This is a genomic window from Acinetobacter sp. 1125_18A (assembly GCF_052824985.1).
Genome location: NZ_VTDG01000001.1, coordinates 529,939 through 552,602, shown reverse-complemented (window position 1 = coordinate 552,602; position 22,664 = coordinate 529,939). Strand labels below are relative to the sequence as shown.

Below are 22,664 nucleotides of genomic sequence, written 5' to 3'. Positions count from 1 at the left end.
ATGAGTTCAAACTTATTTCGTAAAGAAGTTCTTGATGCAAACCGAACTCGATGGACGGGAAGTATTATCCTCTCTCGTCCGTTTAGTTTTACTTTTTTAACAGTTTGTGCAGTCTGTATTGTGTTAGTCATTGTTGCTTTTGCAATATGGGGAAATTATACCAAACGTAGTACGGTACAGGGACAATTGATTCCGCAATCTGGATTAATTCAGGTTTATGCTACTCAACAAGGCACCATCGTTAAAAAAAATGTATATGAAGGGCAAATGGTTAAACAGGGAGATATTCTTTTTGCCATTTCAACAACAAGCTATGGAGAACATGGTGATATTGCTGCGGCTTTGTCTAAACAAACTCAATTAAAACAACAGTCTATTCGCAATGAAATTATACGATTGCGCCTACTTCATCAAAATGAAAAGGAGACAACGCTTAACCAAATCAATTTATTAAAAGAAAACTTAATAAAAATGGATAATTTAATTCTCAATCAAAAACATCGTGTCAATTTGGCTAAAATAAATCAAGAACGTTATGAACAAGCATTTAAACAGAACGCAACATCAAATGAAGAGTTTGAGGCAAAAAAAGCAGATTTTTTGAATCAAGTTGATCAACATGAATCATTACAACGTGAAAGAATAACCTTTGATAAACAGCTTAATGAACAGAAAATCAATCTAAATGGATTACAGAATAAACAAAGTAATGAAATTGAACAGTTAGAACGCTTGCTGTCTACGAATACTCAAGAATTCATTGAAATGCAGTCAAGACAGCAGATTGCTATACAAGCGCATACTTCTGGGGTGGTCAGTACAGTGAATGCAGAAGTGGGGCAGTTTGTTGATTTATCAAAGCCTTTAATGACAATTCTTCCTGAAAATACAGCACTCATCGCACAGCTTTATGTTCCTAGTAGAGCAATCGGTTTTGTTAAACAAGGCGATCAAGTTTTATTACGTTATCAAGCGTATCCATATCAAAAATTTGGACATGCTAAGGCAAAAATTCTTTCTGTTGCAAAAACAGCACTGGCCAGCCAAGATTTAAAAACGATAGGTACTATTTCCCCACAAGAACAGCTAAATAATGAGCCTGTATATCTAGTTAGAGCTCAATTAGAGCAGCAAACAGTGAAAGCTTATGGTCATGATATGCCATTACAGGTGGGTATGACACTTGAAGGGGATATTATGCATGAAACGCGCAAATTGTATGAATGGGTACTTGAGCCACTGTTTAGTATTACAGGAAAGTTATAATTTATGCGCTATCTTGATCGCTTGTCTTTAGGACTCGGTAGAAAGACACCTGTAATATTACAGACAGAATCATCTGAATGTGGATTAGCTTGTTTGGCAATGATCGCTGGTTATTATGGTTATGATTCAGATTTATTAACTTTAAGGCAAAAGTATCCGATATCACAAAAGGGTGTGACACTTACTACCTTAGTCAAAATTGCAAATAAATTACATTTAATCACTCGACCATTAAAGCTTGAACTGGATGAATTAAATAAACTCAGGCTGCCATGTATCCTCCATTGGGATCTGAACCATTTTGTCGTATTAAAAAGTGTTTCAACAACAAAAATTACGATTATTGATCCAGCTTTTGGCGAAAAGCAGCTTAATTATGATCAAGCGTCATCACATTTTACCGGAATTGCTTTAGAGCTATGGCCAGACTCTGATTTTGAAGAAAAAAAAGAAAAAACCAGTATTCGAATTTTTAAGTTGTTTGGCGAGATTCGAGGGTTATGGAAATCACTAGGCCAGATTCTACTTTTGGCCCTAGTTTTAGAAGTATTCTCACTCGTCAGTCCATTCTTTATGCAATGGGTAATTGATCATGCGATTGTTTCAGCGGATCTCAACCTTTTGACTACCTTAGCGATTGGCTTTGGTATGCTCATGATATTAAGTAGTTTGATCAGCTTACTGCAGTCATGGGTTGTTATGCATATGGCAACGACATTAAATGTGCAGTGGAAAGCTAATATTTTTCATCATTTGGTGAATTTACCAACAAACTTTTTTCAGAAACGTCATCTTGGTGACATTATCTCTCGATTTGGCTCTATTGATGCAATTCAAAGGACACTAACGACATCATTCATCACCGCCATTCTAGATGGTTTAATGACTGTATTTACATTAGCGCTCATGTTTATCTATAGCGCGAAGTTGGCATGGATTGCCATCATTACTATGCTGATATATGCCATTATTCGATGGATTTGGTATGCACCATTAAGACGGGCGACTGAAGACCAAATTGTACATGCTGCAAAGCAAAATACGCATTTTATGGAAACAATGCGTGGAATAAAAACGATTAAGCAGTTTGAAAAACAGGATCATCGGCAAGCCACATGGCTTACATTATTTGTAGATCAGATCAATGCTGGATTAACCACACAGAAACTAGGCCTGATGTTTGGCTTTGTAAATACTTTATTATTTGGCATACAAAATATTGTAATTGTTTGGTTGGGCGCGAGTTTAGTCATTGAAGGTGAATTCACCGTTGGTATTTTAATGGCATTTATTGCCTATAAAAATCAATTTGGTGGGCGTGTGAGTTCTCTTATTGATAAATTTGTTGAAGTAAAAATGCTCAGTCTACATGGTGAACGTTTAGCAGATATTGTTCTCACTGACCAAGATAAAACAGATCATTACTTATTCGAATCTGAGATTACAGATCAAGAAATATGTACAGATATTGAAGTTAAATCATTAAAATTTAGATATTCTGAAGATGAACCATGGACTTTACATCATATTAATTTTGATGTCCCTATGGGGCAATCTATAGCCATAGTCGGCGCTACAGGATGTGGAAAAACCACGCTGATGAACTTATTGTTAGGTAATTTAAATCTTGAATATGGCGACATAAAAATTGGTGGACATAATATCAAAAACTTGGGGCAAAATCGTATAAGACATTTAATTGCATCTGTTGCTCAAGATGATGTTTTATTTGCTGGGTCGATATCAGAAAATATTAGTTTCTTCGATCATAGTGTTAAGCAATCTTGGGTTGAAGAATGTGCCAAGATGGCAGCTATAGATGATGAAATTATGGCAATGCCAATGGGATATCAAACATTGGTTGGTGATATGGGAAATATTCTTTCTGGCGGACAGAAACAACGAGTCCTTTTAGCAAGAGCGCTGTATCGAAAACCTAAAATTTTATTTCTGGATGAAGCAACAAGTCATCTTGATATCATAAAAGAAAAAGAAATTAATGAGATGATCAAATCGTTAGACATCACACGAATCATTATTGCGCATCGTCCAGAAACAATTGCATCTGTTGATCGTATCATTCTGTTGAATGGTGGACGGATTGTTGATGATCAACAGTTTATTTAAATGTATATAAATGAGTGTTATATGAAATTTTCTTAAATTATTTTAAGCTTTGTTGCATAAACAATTAAAATTCGAAGCTGCGTCAAATCATTCAAACTTAAAGAATAATTAGATTGTCAAGTTTGCCTAAGTTCTGTGATTATATTTAATGTTGCTATACCTGCATGAACCTTGTTAACCTAACTCAAAAAGTGCATTTTAATGTAACATAGTAAAAAGTGATTTTAATTGTGTAAATAATATAATTTCATTCCATGAAAAACTTTTCAAAGATTGTCCTACTTTATATCAGTTATCTTACTTTGATCTCAAGATTATATAATTTTTTCTAATAGTGGTACGATAGGAACAAGAATGAGTGGTACATTAATATAAGAATATGCAATTTTAATTTTACGGCCGGATAGTTATCTTAAGTTGGACATTAATATGAGTATCACAAATCTTGATGAAATAGACTATATTGCATATATTCCAGATGAGAAGCATTTGAAATTAATGATTTTAGATAGTTACTTTTGGGATGATGATAGCGTGCGTAATAGTGATATTGATGAAAAAAATACTGCTCATGCTCAATTATTAACAGATAAAATTAATTTATATGTAAAGTACATTTTTTCAGATGAAATTGCTGAGAAATTTGGTTCTCATGAAATTGAAAAAACAAGTATTGAGATAGTACAACCAAATGAACTCAATGCATTTAGCACACTCTTTTTTGTTGATGTTACAGATTTTTTAGCTAAAAGTAATATCCTGATTACTTATAGAGTTTTTGAAGGATAATTGATAAATTTAAATGGATTAAGAGAATTTCTATTTTATAAGATGTTAATAAATCGTTGTCTTTGATTGAGAAAAGGCTGTGATTTTAAATGATGCGTGCTTAAAAAAAGAGGCTTTAACTTGGTAAACTATAGATACTTATCAGAAGTTAACCATGAGCAAAAACTAGAAGATTTATAAAGCTGAATTTAAAGCGGAAGTAATAAAAACTAATTGAAGAAAATAATCGCAGTGTCTTAGAAGCCACAAGACAGCTTGGCATTTCAATGAAAAATAAAACCGATTTGTATATTGTACAAGTTGGTTTGTTTAAAAAGGAAAAAGAGCGAATAGTTCTTTTTTTGTCTGAAAAACTAAACGAATCGGTAAAACTTTCCATTAATTTTTATATCAACATGTTTGATCTGTTTTTCTGGGCAGGGCATCAGTGAAACATTTAGTCCCATATCAGTTAAGGTTTCACCATCTAGACTCCATGTATCTACTTCACATGAATGACCATCTTTGGCTGTGATTTTTACTTCATCAATCAGCATATCTGGGAACCCAATAGGTTTACCTAAACTTATGGATTCAATCAAGGTAGGCTTATCCAAATTCATAATGTACATAAAGTATAAACGTGGGACAGAATCGTTATAACAATCCACACTGTATTCGTTAGCACCACAACTTTCAACGACTGGGATGGATTGAGAATCTGACTGTGTATTGGCTGTTTTTGAGTGTTGTATTTCAGCTGCTGTAATAGAGGGGTTAGTCTCTGGAGTAGATAGTTGACTTGCTTCAAGTTGAGAGACTTGTGATTGATCAGGTTTAATATTTGCTGGAACGTTACTGCTGATTGGTGATTGCTTAGATTGATTCCATACAAGATAAGCTATTCCAGCAAGGGCAATAATAATGATCACATTGAAGATAAGTTGCAGATGATTTTTCATGTAATTATCCTTTTGATATTCTATAAAGTTAGATCACGTTAAAACTCATTTAGAACGAACAAAATGTTTCACACATCATGAAGAAAATAAGCAACCCATTCATATACAGAAATAAATAAGCAGTTGTAATGACTCATAATGTTGAGGTCTTTGCCATGAATGACTCAATATCGTTCTAAGGTGGAGCTACCTAGGTTTTTAAGCCTAGGCATGCTTATTTCTTTTTTGATCATGGATATAAGCAATAATAGAATGAGCGCAACGATTAAAAATTTGAGAATTATAGCGAAGCACAAGTCTCAACTAGTTCTTGAGCAAAAGCTTTATTGGCTTTTGTAGGTATGAACGAAGCCATTTTTTTATTGTTAATAAAAACATCAATTTTTTTGGCATTTCCTAGATGGGCGATAAGTTTATCCCAATCATTTCCATTCAGTCTGGATTGTGTTTCATTGGGTACTTCAAGTGCTTTTCCATCAATGATAAAGCTGAAAGATGATTGCTTGTTAAAGCTTGCATACGCTTTACTTCCCATTGACAGTTCCACTGAGTGATCAACGTTTAAAACACCGCCACTGTTACATGAAATGGTCAATTTTTGGTTTTGACCATTTTGGAGGGAATACAAACTAAAGCCTTGTGCAAAACTATCTTGCCAGATATTGGGCGCTGCTTGAGATGTGGAATACATACACAGTATGAAAGCCATTAATGTGAATTTTTTCATGAGAAGATCCTTTGGATATTTTTAAATAAGAATAAGATTTGAATTTATTTAGAACGCAGAAGTATTCCACCGATAATCACAAGGATAAGTACACCACCGATGAATTTACCTACGGAAGGGAACATGACCGCAGGCCAAATCACACCTTGCCCTAAGTGATAGGCAAATGATTTGTAGCTATGTTGACCCCAAAAGTTTTGATAGATGGCGAACAGTAAGCCGATAATCAAATAAGAACGGATTAACCAAGATGTAATTGATGTATTCATTTATTTTTCTCCAAGCGCAAATTTAAGAAGTAAGACAAACAGTCCGAAAAGGATCATCAAGCCAATAAAAGGTAGTCCTAGAAAACAGATGATCGCAATCACACAGATGATTCCAGCAATAGCTCTCATCGCTTACTCCCGCATACATTGCAAACTGATTTGCACCATATCGTTTTGAAAGGCTTCAGTCTGGCTGAGGGTGTAAAGATTGTTTTTAAAACCTTCTTCTCCGTACTTAGCTTCAAGTTTTTGATAGACACATTTGCAGGCAGAGCTCTCTATACCTGTAGATTGGCAACCCCCAAGAAACTCCCGTTCAGCTTTACTGGCACAACCGAGCGTTATGAGTGAATAACCAATGATTAAAATTGAAGTTTGAATTTTCATCATTCCCCCTAATTTATTGTTATTGCTTATTTTTGAATTGATCATTTCAACAGCAAGACAAAATGCAAAGACAAAGGTGTCCTATTCCACGGACAAATAAGTCTTTAGATTGAATGTCTGTTGAATGAAAAACTAGCTGTTATACCAAAGGCAGGGCGATACCCAATATGGCTTTAGAGAAAATAATAAAGATAGATAAAATTTAGTCATGGTAATGACTCCTTTGGGTATAAAGAAGTTTCACCACTTTACTGTCAAATATTGGTGGCGAAACGAAAAGGGGTTGACAGACTGATACCCAAAAAGATCAGCACACCCGAAGGTGTCCCCCTCCCGTTCCACCGCAGAGGGGGAGACGCAGGGTAGCCCACCAAAAAGTTAGACTTTTTAGTGCGCTTTGGGTAAACGGCCTGTCAAAACCGACTGACAATGTAGGTCAGCAAGCAAAGGATAATCTGGCGTTAGGGCTTAGTCAATGCCACATTTCAAAATTGGATTGCAATTCTTGAAGATTGAATTTTTGTTAAACACTTAATTAATTTATATAAATTAAGATGAAATAATGGTGACTGATTTTTTATTAAGCTTAAATGTAAGCAACTTAATATTGAGACGTTCTAAAGTATCTTGCAGATCTTGAGCCAACTCTTGATCATGAGGAAGTACAAGAGTTCTTTGGCATTCATTAGATACGCCATGAACCATCAGTTGACCTATAGCTGTGTATATATTGATACGCTTTGAGCTTGTTTTGACCTCATATACTTCAACGAGGTTATTATCAATGGCTACCCCGAGATCAATCAAGAAATCCTTGACTAAACACCCTTTCTTTGGAAGTGGACTTGAATTGCGCCATGCATAAACTGCATCGACAATTTCTCCATGCCTTGAAATATAATCAATTTCTTCTGAGCGCTTCCCTTGACGTCTACCCGATGATTCTGAATAAAAATCAGAAAATTCTTTTTTCTTTTTTTGAAATTCTGGTGATGTTATTTCACCATCACGTACCGCTTGTTTAAAATTCGCAATATTATTGATATAAAAAATAGCTGGCTGAGTCACGGCTATACCTTGAACTGGCATAACCACTATTCCTTCTTTAACATCACCTGATGAATCTAAAACTTCAATAGGTTGCTGATTAGTCCATGCTAAAAATGCTTCTTTACCTACACCTTCAGTTCCACCACCTACGCGACCTGAGTGCATTAAATAGATGGAGCCAGTTTCGCTATCACGTGCAAAGAAGCCTGCAATTCTATCATTCCGACCTTCATATACTGTATTAATCTCTACTGAAATATCTAAACTTTGGCTATCGCTAACTAAACCAAACCAGTTTAAACGACGTGGATTAATAACATCTTTTCCAACATGATCTGTTGACCAGAACCAATAAGTTCCATCTGTTTGTACTTGTGCATCAAATACTGTGCCACCAGGATAACCAATATTTTTTTTAATTTTTTGTTGAAAATCACGATGAATTGCAAGTTCTAAATGATGTTGTGCTTTACTAATTTCTTCTCTTGATTCGATAAGTGTAAACATAAAAATTATTCTAGAGTCTTATTGTGTAGTTGTTAACTATAATTACAAAAAATCAAAATAATTTCAAATACATATTACTTAAATGAATAATCAACTTTATTGGAGTAATTTATTATGTCACATTTAATTGAACAGATGGCTTATGTTGGTGTAACTCCTTGGCATGGCTTAGGCAACCAACTTTCTCAAAATCAACCCATTGAAGTCTGGGCACAACAAGCAGGCATGGATTGGCGCATTGAATCCTCTAATGTCAGCTACATGGCACAGAATGACCGTGGACAAAGTATCATCATGCCATTTGAAGAACAAAGGGTACTTTATCGTTCAGATACCCATGCGCCATTATCTGTGGTCAGTCAACGCTTTCAGGAAGTGCAACCTCACGAGATTCTACATTTCTACAAAGACTTAACAGAACAATCTGGCTTTGAACTAGAAACAGCAGGTGTACTCAAAGGCGGTAAGAAATTCTGGGCTTTGGCGAAAACAGGACAAACGACTGTACTCAAAGGCAAAGATGTCAGTAATGGCTATATTCTCTTAGCGACTGCTTGTGATGGCACACTCGCCACCACCGCGCAATTCACCTCGATCCGAGTAGTATGTAATAACACGCTTGCGATTGCACTGAAAGGACAGGATACAAGTCGAGGTGTTGTTAAAGTCCCACATAGCACTAAATTTGATGCTGAAAAGGTCAAACAACAATTGGGCATTTCAATCCGTGCATGGGAAGAGCATATGTATGAAATGAAACAACTCAGTCAACGTAAAGTCACACAGCAGGAAGCGGCTGCTTATTTTGATGCCGTGTTTAACAATACCAGTCTGAGTATTGCGGAACAGGATGACAGCATTATTCAGTTCTATCGTAATGTTGCAACACATGCAAACTCAACAGCTGAGACCACAAAAGCCGAACCGAATGGACGTGCCATGTCTAAGGTCATGACCATGTTTAATGGACATGGACGTGGGGCTGAACTCAGTTCGGCCAAAGACACGGCTTATGGCTTATTGTGCTCAATCACCGAGTTTGCAGACCACGAGCGTCGTGCCATGAGTCAGGATCATCGTCTGGATTCTGCTTGGTTTGGCGCAGGGGCAGGCTTAAAACAACGTGGATTAGAACAGGCTCTAAGGATGATTGCCTAATTTTAATTAACGCCCAGACTCACTCACCAACGTAACCTAAAAAACATACCCCACAGCCACATCTTCGGATGTGGCTTTTTTATGCCCGAAATTTAAAAAATACAGGAATTAAACAATGAATAGTCACTTAAATATTACCAACTCATCCAATGCTGTGATGATCAACACAGCAATCAAAAGCCAACCCTTTATTGCACCACGTTTTTTCAGCGCTAAACGTTTAGTCAATACCAAAAGCATGAGCCAAGCCGAATGGTTAGAAGTACGTCGACAAGGTATAGGCAGTAGTGATTGTGCCGCAGCTTGTGGACTCAATCCTTATATGTCGATGCTTGAATTATGGATGATCAAGACAGGACGAATTCAACAATCCATTGAAGATGAAAGTGAAGGACATGCACCTTTGTACTGGGGCAAACGCCTTGAACCTTTAGTCGCTGAATACTACAGCATGCACACCAACTACAAAGTCCGTAGAGTCAATGCAGTGCTACAACACCCTGAAGCTGATAAACACTTTATGTTAGCCAACTTGGATTATTCTGTGGTGGGTGATGCCGATGTACAAATTCTAGAATGTAAAACCGCAGGGGAATATGGTGCCAAACTGTGGCGAGATGGTGTGCCTTTATACGTACTGTGTCAGGTACAACATCAACTGGCGGTGACAGGTAAGAAAGCAGCACATATCTGTGTGCTGATCTGTGGGCATGAAACCCGTATTTTTAAAGTAACTCGTTCAGAGTCAGTGATCCAACACATTATCAACGCTGAACGACACTTTTGGCAGTGCGTTGAAAAAGACACACCACCTGATGCAGACGCCAGCGAATCGGCAGCCAAAGCCTTACAGCTACTTTATCCAGAACACGTACCACTCAGTACTACGTATTTATCCGAAGATACGCAAGCCAATCAACAATTTGAACAATTGATTCAGGCACGTTATCAGATTGAAAAGCATCAGGAGCAATTTGACCTACTCAAACATCAACTCCAAGCCAGGATGCAACAGGCTGAGCGAGCGACATTCACTAAGGGTTCAGTGACGTGGAAAAAGTCTAAAGGCTCAATCAGCTTAGACAGTAAGGCTTTACTGAAACAATACCCTGAGTATCTCAGTCAATTTCCACAAAGCAAGCAGGGTTCACGGCGTTTCAACATCTATACAGATGATGATTGAAAGGCAATTAGCCTAAGCAAAACAGAAGACTCCAGCTAAACATCCCATACCTGAGCGTGTGGGATTTTTTATGCCAATTCAATTTTATAGGAAAGAGGAAACCACTATGATTAAAGGTTTAGCCATCACACCACCCATACTTGGCAGAATCAGTATCGGTAAAGTCATTGAAAAGAATGGAAAGCGGCTCCCTGAACGAGATGACCAATTTACCATTACTAGCCAAATCCAAGGCAAGGATGGATGGGTGAAACATCCTTTGGATGAACAGCTTCGAGCCAAAGCCCCTAATCAAAAACTCCGTTCAATCCCAGTACGTATGATCTTCAATGATCCTGAACTCAATTTAAGGGCGGAGTACAGCTTATTTGACCGTCAAACAGGGCGACCTGTTTGTGTGGGGAATGGTGAAACCTGTCAAAGGCAAACTAGCCAAGGCATTGAGCAACACCCATGTCCATCCCCTGATTTATGCCCGTTGGCACAAGGCGGTAACTGTAAACCTTTTGGCCGTTTGCATGTCAATTTAGATGAATCGGATGAACTCGGTACATTCATTTTTAGAACCACAGGCTTTAATAGTATTAGGACTTTGGCAGCGAGATTGAGCTATTACCATGCAGCATCGAATGGCTTGTTGTCATGCCTACCACTGCAACTGACCCTAAGAGGCAAGTCCACTACACAAAGTTATCGAACACCAGTGTATTACGTCGATTTAACTTTAAGAGATTGTGTCAATCTTCAACAAGCCATTCAAATGGCTACAGAGATTGACCAACAAAGTAAAGCAGCTGGATTTAATCAAACTGCTTTAGATCAAATGGCACGACAGGGTTATAGTAATGCACGATTTGAGGTGAATTCTGAGGAGGGCTTGGATTTAGTGGAAGAGTTTTATACAGATGAAAGTTCTGAAGCGATGACAGTACAGCCTGATTCGAAAACAAAAGTTCGCCTTAAATCTAATCAGGGAGAGGGTTTTGTGCAAGATATTCAGCAGGGATTGCAGGGAAGTGTGAGGGCGGTGAACTGAATGAGCTCAAAGATTAAAAAATTACAGACCTAGGGGTTATTTGAGCAGTAGCGCTCGCATCAATGATCAGGAGTAAACATCATGAATGCGTTCACAGGTCAAACTTTTCAAATGAATCAAATTATTAACATTAAGCAAGTTGTCTTATTTACAGGTGTTGGTCGTTCAACGATTTATGAAATGATGGATGAGTTTTCACCGTATTATGATCCAACATTTCCAAAGAAAGTGAAAATCACTCAGAACCGTATCGGTTGGTCAGCTTGGGAAATTAATCAATGGATTGAAGCTAAGTTAGCTAGCCGTGAATAGGGAGCAGATGCTCCCTATTTTTTAATTGAATTTATTTTTTTGATAAAAATATACACTGGTGTTCAATTATATAAACGAAAAAATATATTTATACAGTGCTATGCCTCGTACAATCATCAGGCATGTATGAACAGTAGGATTTTATCAAAATACTTTAAATGAGTATCATAACAGGACTCAGCAAATGCTAGCTTTGTGACAGGTGTAGAAGAGAATTTGGAAATTATTGAGAAGTTCAATGAGGCGAAAACAGAGTAAGATTAACAAGCTCCTATTCTGAAGCATGTAAATGATATTAAAAAGACTTGTAGTACCCAGTTTAATTAAATTGAGAGTATTGAATCTTTTGAGCAAATTTATAAGTATGATTAAAGCGACATCAAATGTCGCTAACTCATGCTAAGGAAGATATTATTTTTAAACTTAATGGTATTGTTGAGTAATAAATCAAAGGAATTAAAAATTTATGAAAAGAGATTGGGACGTAATTCGTAATTTGCTTATAGATATAGAAGCTTTAACTCATTCAGATAGTTATAATCTTGACTCGAAGGGGCTTGATGATTCACATGAAATAATAAAATTAGAAATGGCGGACTTGTTACTTGCTAAAGGTTTTTTTACGGGTGGACGTGATGTATATCTTGATGGCGAATTAGCTTTATTCAACTTAAAGCTTACTTGGGACGGGCATGAGTTATTAGACACGCTTAGAGATGAGAATGTTTGGAATAGGATTAAACAAATTTCTAAAGAGAAAGGAGTTGATATAACTTTTGAGTCAATTAAAGTTATGCTAGGCTTGGCTTTGACCAGTTTGTTGACCTAGGGTAATATTTTGATGCGCAAAAAATAAACATGATTTATGTCGGGAATGCATGCTTGTTTATATAAATTTATATAAATAACAATAGCTTAAATATAGTGTATTCTTTAGGGTTTAGAAAAATAGTAGAATAAATAGATAAAATAGTTCGCAAAATTTTGTATATACCAATTGGAGGAAATAAGCATGGCTATCTCAGCTTCGCAAGTGCTTGCATTAGTCGAAAGTCATGCAGAAAATGATGACCATCGTTTTTACACGACAGTTCTGCAAATGGCTGCAAAGGAAGCAAGAGCAGGACATAATAAAATAGCTCAGGATTTATCTGATAAAGTAAAGAAGTATCAATTCAAGAAAAAAGTTCATACAAATCGCTATGAGCAGGGGACATCTACAGATAAAGATTTACAAGGTCTTATTGAATTATATTTACCTCATCATCGTATGAGTGAACTCTTTCTCAATAATCAAACTAAGACTAGGTTGAATTTGATCATCAAAGAACATAGACAAAAAGATAATTTAAAAAAATATGAACTGTCCCCTAGGAAAAAATTATTGTTTGTTGGGCCACCTGGTACAGGGAAAACATTATCTGCATCTGTTTTAGCTTCCGAGTTGAGATTGCCTTTATATAAAATTGTATTGGAGTCTGTGATTTCAAAATATATGGGAGATACGGCTACACATCTCAAAACTATTTTTAGCTTCATAAATAATAATCAAGGCGTTTATCTATTCGATGAGTTTGATGCAATCGGTTCTAATAGAACTGCAAAAAATGATGTAGGTGAAAGTCGTAGAATATTAAACTCATTTTTAATCTTACTAGAACAACTTCAATCTGAAAGTATAGTTATTGCCGCTACAAACCACCCACAACTTTTAGATAGTGCACTAAATAGACGATTTGATGATATAATATCTTTTGAATTACCAACTTTTGATGAAGTGAAAAGTTATTTAGAAAATAGAATCTCAATATTTCCAGATACTCAACTTGACTGGAAAAAAATAACGGATTTTACTTCGGATTTAAGTTTGGGGGACATTGAAAAAGCATTTGATGACGGCGCTAAAGATGCAATTTTTAATAATCAGGGAATCATTACCACTGAATATATTTGTAATTCATTAAGGCGGCGTAAAGAAAATAAAATGGAATAATTAATGAGCTTAGATCATATTTATTTGGAACATTTCACTACAAATCAATCATATAAGTCAAAAAATAGAGGAGGTGGAGGACGAGAGACTCGTATTCGAAATCATCCCACCCATGGTAGATTTCTTTTAGAAAGTATAAGTGTAGCTTTCCAAAATTTCAGTGAAGCACAACGTAATTCTGCTTTGAGACCAATAATAAACCAAGATAATGGAATTTATTTAGAAATATTTGGAGTTAAGGACTCACCATTTCCAATTGAGTCTTTAGATAATACTCAAATTCACTTCAGAAATATTCGTGAGTCTGAAAATGATGAAAATCTAATGGCAACTGTTTTTATTCCAATGGAACAAAGACAAAAATTTTTAACAAAAATTCAAAAATATATTGAAACAGCAGATGATGAAAAGCCTAAGAACTATAATTTAATAAACTCAATTGATCATATACGTTTAGCTAGTTTGAAATCATTTTGGACAGATAAAAGAGATTTTCCAAATAATATTGTTGAACCTATGTGGTTCGAATTATGGCTTGAGAATGATCGAGTCGATGATGAAACAATAGCTAGTTTCTGTAGGGCAACTAATGCAGAGTTTAAAGGTCAGAAAATTGATTTACCAAATACCAGCATTATTTTAGTAAAAGTATCTATTCAAAGTTTAGAGAAGTCACTTTTCTTAATCTCAAACTTATTAGAGGTAAAGTACCCGACAACTACAGTAGGCAACTTTCTAGATTTAGAAACAACTGAACATGATGATTGGATTGATGATTTGGAGTCTCGAGTATCTGGTTCAAATTCACATGATATTAGAATCACAATCCTCGATACTGGCATTAATTTCAATCATAAGCTATTACGGCCTTTTATTTCTGAAAGAAATAGTTCTTCATATGGTGATAATATTGTAGGTGAGTGGCCATTATATTCTACTTTAGGCAATCATCATCACCATGGTTCATTACAAGCTGGTCTAGCTGTATATGGAAATTTAGTGAATTGTTTAGAAAATACGGATCTTATAACTATTAATTATTCATTGGAGTCTGGAAGAATATTGCCAGAACGTGGTAGTAATGATCCATTACTATATGGGTATGTAACTAAGAGTGTATGCTTAGATTTAGAGATTAGGCAGCCTCATGCAAAAAGAATATACAGCCTAGCAGTCACCGCAGAGCCCTCAGAAGGTAAACCTTCTTCATGGTCTGCTTCGATAGATAATTTTATATATGAAGATTCAAAAAGATTATTTGTAATTTCTGCTGGGAATAACCCTGAAATTTCCTCAAGTTTAGATGCATGGGATAATGCAAATTTAAGTAAAATACAAGATCCCGCTCAAGCATGGAATGCTATTACTGTTGGGGCATACACTGAACATTATACTTTAAGAAATGCTACTTATGCAGGTTGGAGGCTGTTTAGTGATATTGGTGAAGTCAGTCCAGCAACTTCTAGTTCAGTACGATGGATTTGGGGGAAAAATAGTCCAATTAAACCAGAGGTAGTATTTGAGGGGGGAAATTATGCTATCTCACCTTGCGGGACGGATTTTGATTATCCGGAAGATCTTTTATTATTAACGACTTCTGGAACTAGAAATGATCTGACTGTACATAAAGATACAAGTGCTGCTACAGCGTTAGCAAGTAAATTTCTTGCAGAAGTGACACAAAAATATTCAAATTATTGGCCTGAAACGTTGAGAGGATTATTAATTCATTCAGCGGAATGGAATGATAAAATGAAGGATTATGCTGAAAGAACTAGTGTTATGGTAGCTTTACGAACATTTGGTTATGGCATTCCTTATTTACAAAAAGCATTAAATAGCCAAAATAATTCAGCCACTATAATTGTTGAGCGCGAAATTAATATACTTAAAGTCGAGAATGGTGGAGAAATTAGATTTGATGAGTTACATCATCATAAAGTACCTATACCAAAAGAGTTGATCCTGAGTGCCGTAGCAGACAATCCAAACTCAATAGGACGCCTGAAAGTTACTCTCTCATATTTCGTTGAGCCTAATCCAACGAGTAATAAATATGCTACTAAATATGCCTATAGATCATTTGGTTTAGGATTTAATGTGAAAAGTCCTTCACAAAGCGAAGAAAATTTTTTAGCAACGATCAATAGCTTAGCTGTCGATGAAAATTATACAGGTTCACAGAACTCTTATGATGGGTGGCTATTTAAAGATGATTTCCGTAGACTTGGTTCAGTTCATTCTGATTCATGGGAAGGGACTATTGCAGATCTTGTTTCCATGGATACTATTGTAGTTTTTCCAATTTATGGTTGGTGGAAGAATTCTAAGTTTGCACGAGAAGATTATAAGGTGAGATATAGTTTAATAATAAGTGTAGAAGCTGATTCTGATATTGATATATATAATGGTATACAAAATCTTATCGCTGTAGAACAACAATCATCAACTCTAGTTTCAATCGAAGCATAAGTGATTTAATGATACAGAGTAAAAACTCTGTATCATTACTTAAAAAAATGAATGTGATTAAAATTTATATATTTTTTCTAAAAGTTATGAGTTCTTAAATCTTCATTATCTTTTTGTTTTTTAAGCTGTATTTTTAAAAATATTTTAAATTTTAATCCAAGATTTTATTGGCTGAATTTTATTTTTCTCTATCTTTAATGTTGTTGAGTAAAGTTTAGTCTAACTGGGAATGTTCAAAAAGGAGAGGGGTGAAATGGGGTAAATTTGATGTGTTTTTTTTAATTAGAATTAATATAAAACAATAAGATAGTGACTTAGTTCAACTGACGCCACCTCCACCAAGATTTTACCAGAGATCATTCAATCTGAAATAAAAAAACGTTTAATTAAATCGTAGGATTGTTACTAATTTAGATGAAATATCTAAATGAAAGAGCTTTATCTCTCATACCCAGATCTAAAAGTGGACTAAACCTTACATGATTGAAAAAACTTTAATGATGCGATCACTTACGGCCAAAAGCAAATTGATGAGCAAAGTAAGGCCGTAGGGGTTTATCAGGAAGCTTTAGATTACGTAATACTGAATAGCCACCAAAATTCTAGACACATTTAACCATCTTTTGATGGGTCTTTTCATAATCTAATGGAGAACGTTGGCCATTTGAAGAGTAGCTAAGCACAGTTTTTAGTGCCTAGCTAACTAATTATAATAATCTGGATTGATACTGTTTAAGCATTATGAAAGTAATAGCCACGGCTATGCTGATTGCGAAGGTTGGCAAACAAATTAGAAAAATGAGCAGCGACAGAAGAAGAAAAAATCTCTGTTTTATGTTGCCGATTCTCCAAAGTTGTAAGCTCTGCTTTACGAAATTGTAGATTGTCTGCTTTAAATTAAATGTACGGCTCCACAGCCATAAAGCCAAAAGAATCATAAAGCATAGAGCAAGCGAATAGATCATTAAGATGAGTTGATTGATCCAACCAAATAAAATACCAATATGCGCATCCACTCCCCAACGGGTTAGTTTGGCTGCTAGTGGAAAATCTTCAAATTTTAAATGATCAATAACTTTATTACTTTGCAGATCAATCGCGATACTATCTGCTTCTGTAGGCCAGCGACGACGTATTTCTGACACGGTCCATGCTGTATTTATCCTTGTAGGTGGCTTTATTTGAAGTTCAGAACTATGAATACCATTTTGTTTAGCAACCTGTAGCACTTGATCAAAATTTTCTGCTTTTATGAGCGGCTGATGATTCATTTGACCCGTATCGGTATGATGATGTACATGTCTATCAATCAAATGCGTACCCGAAAGAGAGCTGACGAGCACTGGTGTCTGCCAACTCAAGGCTTGGCGAAGTATACGGATATTTTCTCCAGTCCATTTAGACCATGTTAAACCTGTGATCGCAACAATCAGCAAGAGTGGAAATAAAATAATTCCAATCCAGCTATGCCATTTTAAAACTTTATTTCGGACAGTCTTGCTCTGATTAAAATGTTTTCTACGTATATACCAATGATAAAACCCTGACAGACTGAGAATTGCTAACCAACTTGCGGCAAGCTCACTATAGAATCTTCCAACGTCACCCAGAAGTAAATTGCTGTGGAGTTGATCGATTAGCGTTCTTAAGGGGAGTACACCGCTCGTACCATAAACAGGTAATTGCCCCATAACCTCTAAAGTATACGGATTCACAAAAACTGCTTGGTTATTCAGTTTATTTTCTGGATCTGAATAAATAACCCGAGTGGTTTGATCCGATGCAGGTGCTGGACGTACCTCAGTAATTCTTGCTGATTCTGCCATCTTTGACTGAGCTGCAAGAACTTGCAAACTCAGTTGTTGTTGAGGGCGATTTTCACTGTGTATATACAACTGCTCCTTATAAAGATATTGCTCTAATTGCGGACTGCTGACATACAGGAAGCCAGTAAATGCAGCAATAAAAATAAATGGCGCAACAAATATTCCTGCATAAATATGGACTAAGCGGAATAGATTTTGCCAATAAGAGGGTTGTTGGGGCATGGCAATCAGAAGTTAATGATGAGCTATTGGGGGGATGGAATTATAACTGTTTAGACCATATAGCACGACAGGGTAATGTTAATGCGTATTATAAGGTTGGCGGTTATATTCGATGCTGACAATATGTTTACACTTTCATAAGTTTAATGGTTAAGGCTATATCAGCTTAGCTAGCCTTAACGCATTCATTCAAACAAGTTTAAAATTTCCATTGCACTGCCAATGATGCATTCAATGGTTCACCTGGTTGTATCCACATCTCACTATAACTCGCCGTGTAATAGGTTTTGTCCAAAAGATTATTCAGGTTGAACTGATAACGTATTTGCTCTCTTGGCGCATAGTAAGCATTTAAATTAATTAATGTATATTCAGGAAGATTGAATCCGTTATCGGTGCTATGACCGCTACGTTTCCCAACATAAACAGCTGTTGCCCCAACGCCTACATTTGAGTTGTTTGATAACGTCCATTCATAGTTTGTACTGATTGAACCGCTATGTTTGGGAACGTTGCTTAAGCGGGAACCTTTAGCAAGCGTTTGATCCTCCTCAATTTGAGCATCTGTGTAACTATAGTTGGCGCGGAGCGATAACTGGTTATTCAGTTGTGTTTCGACATCTAGCTCTATCCCTTGGCTAGAGACTTCTCCCGCGGTTATCTGGAAGTTGTTATCTATTGGGTCTGTTGTGAGCACATTTTTCTTATCCATTTTAAATAATGCAACACTGATCAGACTTTGTGGGTTAAGTTGGTATTTACTGCCGATCTCATAACTTTTACCTTTTTCTGGGTCGAAGGTTTGATTATTGCGATCCATTCCGCTATTAATTGCAAATGATTGGCCATAATTGGCATAGAGAGACCATGCATCACTCAAACGATAGTTCAAACCAAAACGCGGACTGGTTTGTTGTAAGTCTTTTTGATTTGAGGTCGTGGCAATCTTATTCACAAATTCTTGTGTGACATGATCAAAGCGTAGACCGAGTAAAACACTCCATTGGTCATTTAAAAAAACCTGATCTTGAACATTGAAGGCGAAGTATTTTTGTCGATCCTCAGTATCAATAAATAGAGGAAGGTCTGGTAAATATTTTCCATAGGTAGGTTGGTAAATACCAATGGTATTGGGTATATCTGAACTGTGATTACGGCGTAGCTGCAATTGGCGATATTTCATTTGTCCTGTTTCTGCACTCAACAATATTTCATGTTTTGCCCAGCCTTGCTGTATCGTGCCTAACATTTCTGTTTGGAATAACACATCATCACTTTTATTATCCCGATAACGTCGCTGCCGCTCTAAAGTACGACCATCGCTTTGTATACGACGAGGTTCACTTGAAAAGCCTTTTAACAAACTATCTTTCACACTCACAGCACTTTTGACCTTCCAATCATCATTTAACTGATGCGTGAGCCGAATTTGATAAAAATTATCAGTTTGTAAATGATCTCCATCGCTTGGTTCACCTGTATAGGTTTTTGGATTCATTACAATTTTCTGCTGATAAGCACTAATACCACGATCAAATAATCCTTCTACACGAGTGAATTCTGTGTCTAAGTCCAATTGAGTTCGATCAGATAACTTCCAGCTTAACTGCGGAGAAAAAAACCAGCGTGAATTACTCACATAGTCCCGAAAACTCTGATTATCTTCATGTGCAATAGCAAAACGATATGCTAATTGATCGTTAATAGGAGCGGTATGCTCAAAGCTAGCACGATATTTTACTAGGCTATTCGCTCTTAAATTAATTTCACTAGATGATTCCCATGCCGGCTTTTTAGTATTGATATTAAGTAAACCACCTGTTTCTCCTCGTCCATATAGTGCAGCCATTGGACCTTTGAGAAACTCTAAAGATTCAATATTGACCATATCCCGAGACGCACTGAGACCCCGATTCACACTTAATCCATTTCGAATAATTTGCGGTCCGATATTGGGATCAGTACTAAATCCACGGAATGAAAAGTTATCCCAAAAGCCACCACCATAATTGGTTTGACTGAATACACCACTTACTTGGTTTAAGGCATCATCTATACGTTGCATATCTTGCTGTTTTAAAATTTCCTGAGAAAGAAAGCTGCGACTGGAAGGGGTATCAAGTACATCATGGGTAAATTTTGTTGACGCAGATGTTGTTATGACATTCTGATCTGTTTCTTGCGCTTGTATGACAATTGTGGGAAGAGAACTCGTTGGATCAGATGTTTGTGCCCAGACTAAGTTTGAGAGTAATGAACATGAAGAAATTAGATAAAATTTGGAAAGCATAGGAAGTAAATATCAACCAAGTGTAATGTTATATTATTACAATAAATTTGATTTTGCATTTTATTTCTCAATTATTTCAGAAGATTGGAGGTGCTTACTTGTTCTAAGCACTCCCAATTACATATTTTAAAAAGAGCGAAAATTCACTTTCAATTAAAAATACTTAAGTAAGGTGATATGCTTGGTTCTATGTTTAAATTCAGAAAATTTAACAATAAGTGGATAGACTAATTCACTGAGTACGATAGCAATAGCCCAAAGCGTCCAAACGCCTTCTACACCGTAATATTCGCCGTAATTTTTACCAAAAATATAGAAAGTAATAATGATATAATTTTACAAGTCATACTTTACAATTGATTTATCGTATCAATAATTTTGATATTATTTATATATTTTGTTTATAACCGATCGAGAATTTTATAAAATCAACTAAATCATCTTCAATATTTAACAGATCATCAAATTTATTTTGACAGATATAACGAAAAATAATTTCATAAGCTCCGCCAATCGCCGCGTCATAAAATAAATCAGGAACAGCTACCCACAATTCAGGTTGTTTGATCTTTATAGCACAATGAATTAATTTAAGTCTTTGTCCTAATTCTGAAAAAAATAAATTGCGTTGCTCTAAACATCGACTCCCAGCTTTAGGGAATTCAATTGCCCATGCCTTAGTGAAGTCCTGTTCACTAACACACAGTTGTAAATAGGCACGTAGAGAAGACCTGATCCATTGATCGCCGTTGCTCCCCTGAGCTTTGATATCCGTAAGCACTTGTTCATACAAGGCTTTTCGACCTAAATCATCAGCGGCAAGAAAACAATCTTCTTTATTTTCAAATATTTCATAAAATGCCTGTTTAGATACTCGTGCTGTTTTAACAATGTCAGCAATCGTTGTGGCAGCAAACCCCTTTTCAGCGAATACACTAATTGCTGCTTTAACTAAACGTCGACGTTGCTTTTCACGTGTTTCTTCGGTTAACAGGCTGGTACGGCCTCTGGGTAACCCAGCAGCTTTAGTATCGTAAGCACCAGAAAGTTTTTCCACACTAAATCTTCTACAAATTTTTAATCTTAGCAAAGCTATCATTAACCAGTTTATTGCTCAAGATTGTTTTGTTTAAAGAATCTTCAATTGAAAATAAGTATATAAGTTTCAATTGGATGAAAAATGTTGATTGACTAATAATGTAAAGCAATTTACAAAAGAACTAGTTGGTACTTTTGTAAATTGGAAAAAATATGTCTACCTTAGAAGCTATTAAGATTAATCAATCTTCCACAGCACATCGTTTGAAAGCTTCATTTCCTGTCAGACGCTTAAGATTTGATTTCACCAGTTCAAAGCGTTATTGGTTTGATAATGATGCATATTTCACCCATTTGATGAATGCAATGTCTGCTATTTTTCCTCAGGGGGAATTGATGCTAATAGAAGCTTTGAGAAATATTCGGGACAAAATTGATGATCCTCTACTTCAAGCAGAAATCAGTGCTTTTATCGGACAAGAAGCCATGCATGCTAAAGAGCATCTGGCATTCAATCGTTACGCTGATGAACAGCATATTAATATCGATAAATTACAGAATGAAGTTAAAGACTTGTACGCCATAATGCAAAAAATATTGCCAAGTATGCATATCATGTCAATTGGGTGTGCGATTGAACATATTACTGCAACCTTAGGGGCTGAACTTTTACGCAATGATGATTGGAATAATCGTTTAGTCGGTCCAGTTGCTGAACTGTGGCTTTGGCATGCAGTTGAAGAAAACGAACATAAAGCAGTATTCTTTGATGCTTATGTCGCCTCAGGCGGGGGATATGTATCACGTATTTTTTATATGACCATCGCAGGCAGTATTTTAACTTTCTTAATTGCAAATAACACACGACGATTGCTTAAAGCAGATCGAATGCTTTCTCTGAAAGGTATAGCGCAGTTCCTCAAAGAAGGAGTCGGCCATCGAGGATTATTAACCTTACAAACCGTTAAAGACTTTCTTGATTATTATCGACCTGATTTTCATCCTTTTGATCATGATACCAAGGCTTTAGAAAAACTTTGGCAGCAACGTTTGGATCTCAAAATTTAAATC

General features: G+C 36.0%; 19 protein-coding genes. 11 read left to right on the top strand and 8 right to left on the bottom strand.

Translation table 11 applies throughout. From position 1 onward, the window contains the following. The 3 genes from FY049_RS02475 (at position 1) to FY049_RS02465 (ending at position 4,182) form a co-directional block, all read left to right on the top strand. Positions 1-1,266, top strand: a complete 1,266-nt coding sequence (locus FY049_RS02475) for an HlyD family secretion protein (RefSeq protein ID WP_446083106.1) — start codon at positions 1-3, stop codon at positions 1,264-1,266. A gap of 3 nt (positions 1,267-1,269) precedes the next feature. Continuing rightward, positions 1,270-3,393, top strand: a complete 2,124-nt coding sequence (locus FY049_RS02470) for a peptidase domain-containing ABC transporter (RefSeq protein WP_446083105.1) — start codon at positions 1,270-1,272, stop codon at positions 3,391-3,393. Positions 3,394-3,822: 429 nt separating this feature from the next. Then, complete coding sequence (locus FY049_RS02465; protein ID WP_446083104.1) at positions 3,823-4,182, top strand: DUF6572 domain-containing protein; 360 nt, start codon at positions 3,823-3,825, stop codon at positions 4,180-4,182. A 353-nt stretch (positions 4,183-4,535) separates the two neighbouring features. On the opposite strand, the gene FY049_RS02460 is transcribed toward FY049_RS02465, so the two are convergent. From FY049_RS02460 to FY049_RS02440, 5 genes are all read right to left on the bottom strand, one after another. After that, on the bottom strand, positions 4,536-5,123 hold the full coding sequence (locus tag FY049_RS02460; protein WP_446083103.1) for a hypothetical protein: 588 nt from the start codon (positions 5,121-5,123) through the stop codon (positions 4,536-4,538). 280 nt (positions 5,124-5,403) lie between these two features. Continuing rightward, the gene (locus FY049_RS02455) at positions 5,404-5,850 is read right to left on the bottom strand and encodes a hypothetical protein (RefSeq protein ID WP_446083102.1); all 447 of its coding nucleotides are present in this window, start codon (positions 5,848-5,850) and stop codon (positions 5,404-5,406) included. A gap of 44 nt (positions 5,851-5,894) precedes the next feature. Then, complete coding sequence (locus FY049_RS02450; protein WP_446083101.1) at positions 5,895-6,119, bottom strand: hypothetical protein; 225 nt, start codon at positions 6,117-6,119, stop codon at positions 5,895-5,897. Positions 6,120-6,251: 132 nt separating this feature from the next. Further along, positions 6,252-6,506, bottom strand: coding sequence for a hypothetical protein (locus FY049_RS02445; protein WP_446083100.1), 255 nt, complete (start codon positions 6,504-6,506; stop codon positions 6,252-6,254). Between the two features lie 549 nt (positions 6,507-7,055). Then, a complete protein-coding gene (locus FY049_RS02440) occupies positions 7,056-8,063 on the bottom strand; it encodes a hypothetical protein (RefSeq protein WP_446083099.1) in 1,008 nt (335 codons plus the stop codon). A gap of 114 nt (positions 8,064-8,177) precedes the next feature. Here FY049_RS02440 and FY049_RS02435 point away from each other — a divergent pair, with 114 nt between their 5' ends. From FY049_RS02435 to FY049_RS02405, 7 genes are all read left to right on the top strand, one after another. Next, a complete protein-coding gene (locus FY049_RS02435; RefSeq protein ID WP_446083098.1) occupies positions 8,178-9,221 on the top strand; it encodes a DUF932 domain-containing protein in 1,044 nt (347 codons plus the stop codon). Between the two features lie 157 nt (positions 9,222-9,378). Next, a complete protein-coding gene (locus tag FY049_RS02430; RefSeq protein ID WP_446083157.1) occupies positions 9,379-10,404 on the top strand; it encodes a YqaJ viral recombinase family nuclease in 1,026 nt (341 codons plus the stop codon). Between the two features lie 106 nt (positions 10,405-10,510). Next, entirely contained in the window at positions 10,511-11,440 is a 930-nt protein-coding gene (locus FY049_RS02425; protein WP_446083097.1) for a recombination directionality factor, read from the top strand. A gap of 81 nt (positions 11,441-11,521) precedes the next feature. Further along, on the top strand, positions 11,522-11,752 hold the full coding sequence (locus FY049_RS02420) for a helix-turn-helix transcriptional regulator (protein WP_151798671.1): 231 nt from the start codon (positions 11,522-11,524) through the stop codon (positions 11,750-11,752). 466 nt (positions 11,753-12,218) lie between these two features. Further along, complete coding sequence (locus tag FY049_RS02415; protein WP_446083096.1) at positions 12,219-12,581, top strand: DUF2513 domain-containing protein; 363 nt, start codon at positions 12,219-12,221, stop codon at positions 12,579-12,581. 183 nt (positions 12,582-12,764) lie between these two features. Beyond that, the gene (locus FY049_RS02410) at positions 12,765-13,745 is read left to right on the top strand and encodes an AAA family ATPase (protein ID WP_446083095.1); all 981 of its coding nucleotides are present in this window, start codon (positions 12,765-12,767) and stop codon (positions 13,743-13,745) included. A 3-nt stretch (positions 13,746-13,748) separates the two neighbouring features. Continuing rightward, complete coding sequence (locus FY049_RS02405) at positions 13,749-16,217, top strand: S8 family peptidase (protein WP_335958956.1); 2,469 nt, start codon at positions 13,749-13,751, stop codon at positions 16,215-16,217. A 707-nt stretch (positions 16,218-16,924) separates the two neighbouring features. Here FY049_RS02405 and FY049_RS02400 read toward each other — a convergent pair. From FY049_RS02400 to FY049_RS02390, 3 genes are all read right to left on the bottom strand, one after another. Then, positions 16,925-18,265: a PepSY-associated TM helix domain-containing protein gene (locus tag FY049_RS02400; RefSeq protein WP_151956885.1), complete on the bottom strand. Its 1,341-nt coding sequence runs from the start codon at positions 18,263-18,265 to the stop codon at positions 16,925-16,927. Between the two features lie 199 nt (positions 18,266-18,464). Further along, positions 18,465-20,555, bottom strand: coding sequence for a TonB-dependent siderophore receptor (locus FY049_RS02395; protein ID WP_446083094.1), 2,091 nt, complete (start codon positions 20,553-20,555; stop codon positions 18,465-18,467). Between the two features lie 388 nt (positions 20,556-20,943). After that, positions 20,944-21,612, bottom strand: a complete 669-nt coding sequence (locus FY049_RS02390) for a TetR/AcrR family transcriptional regulator (protein ID WP_446083093.1) — start codon at positions 21,610-21,612, stop codon at positions 20,944-20,946. A gap of 194 nt (positions 21,613-21,806) precedes the next feature. On the opposite strand from FY049_RS02390, the gene FY049_RS02385 reads away from it, so the two are divergent. Continuing rightward, the gene (locus FY049_RS02385) at positions 21,807-22,661 is read left to right on the top strand and encodes a metal-dependent hydrolase (protein WP_209827627.1); all 855 of its coding nucleotides are present in this window, start codon (positions 21,807-21,809) and stop codon (positions 22,659-22,661) included. Positions 22,662-22,664: the final 3 nt, after the last annotated feature.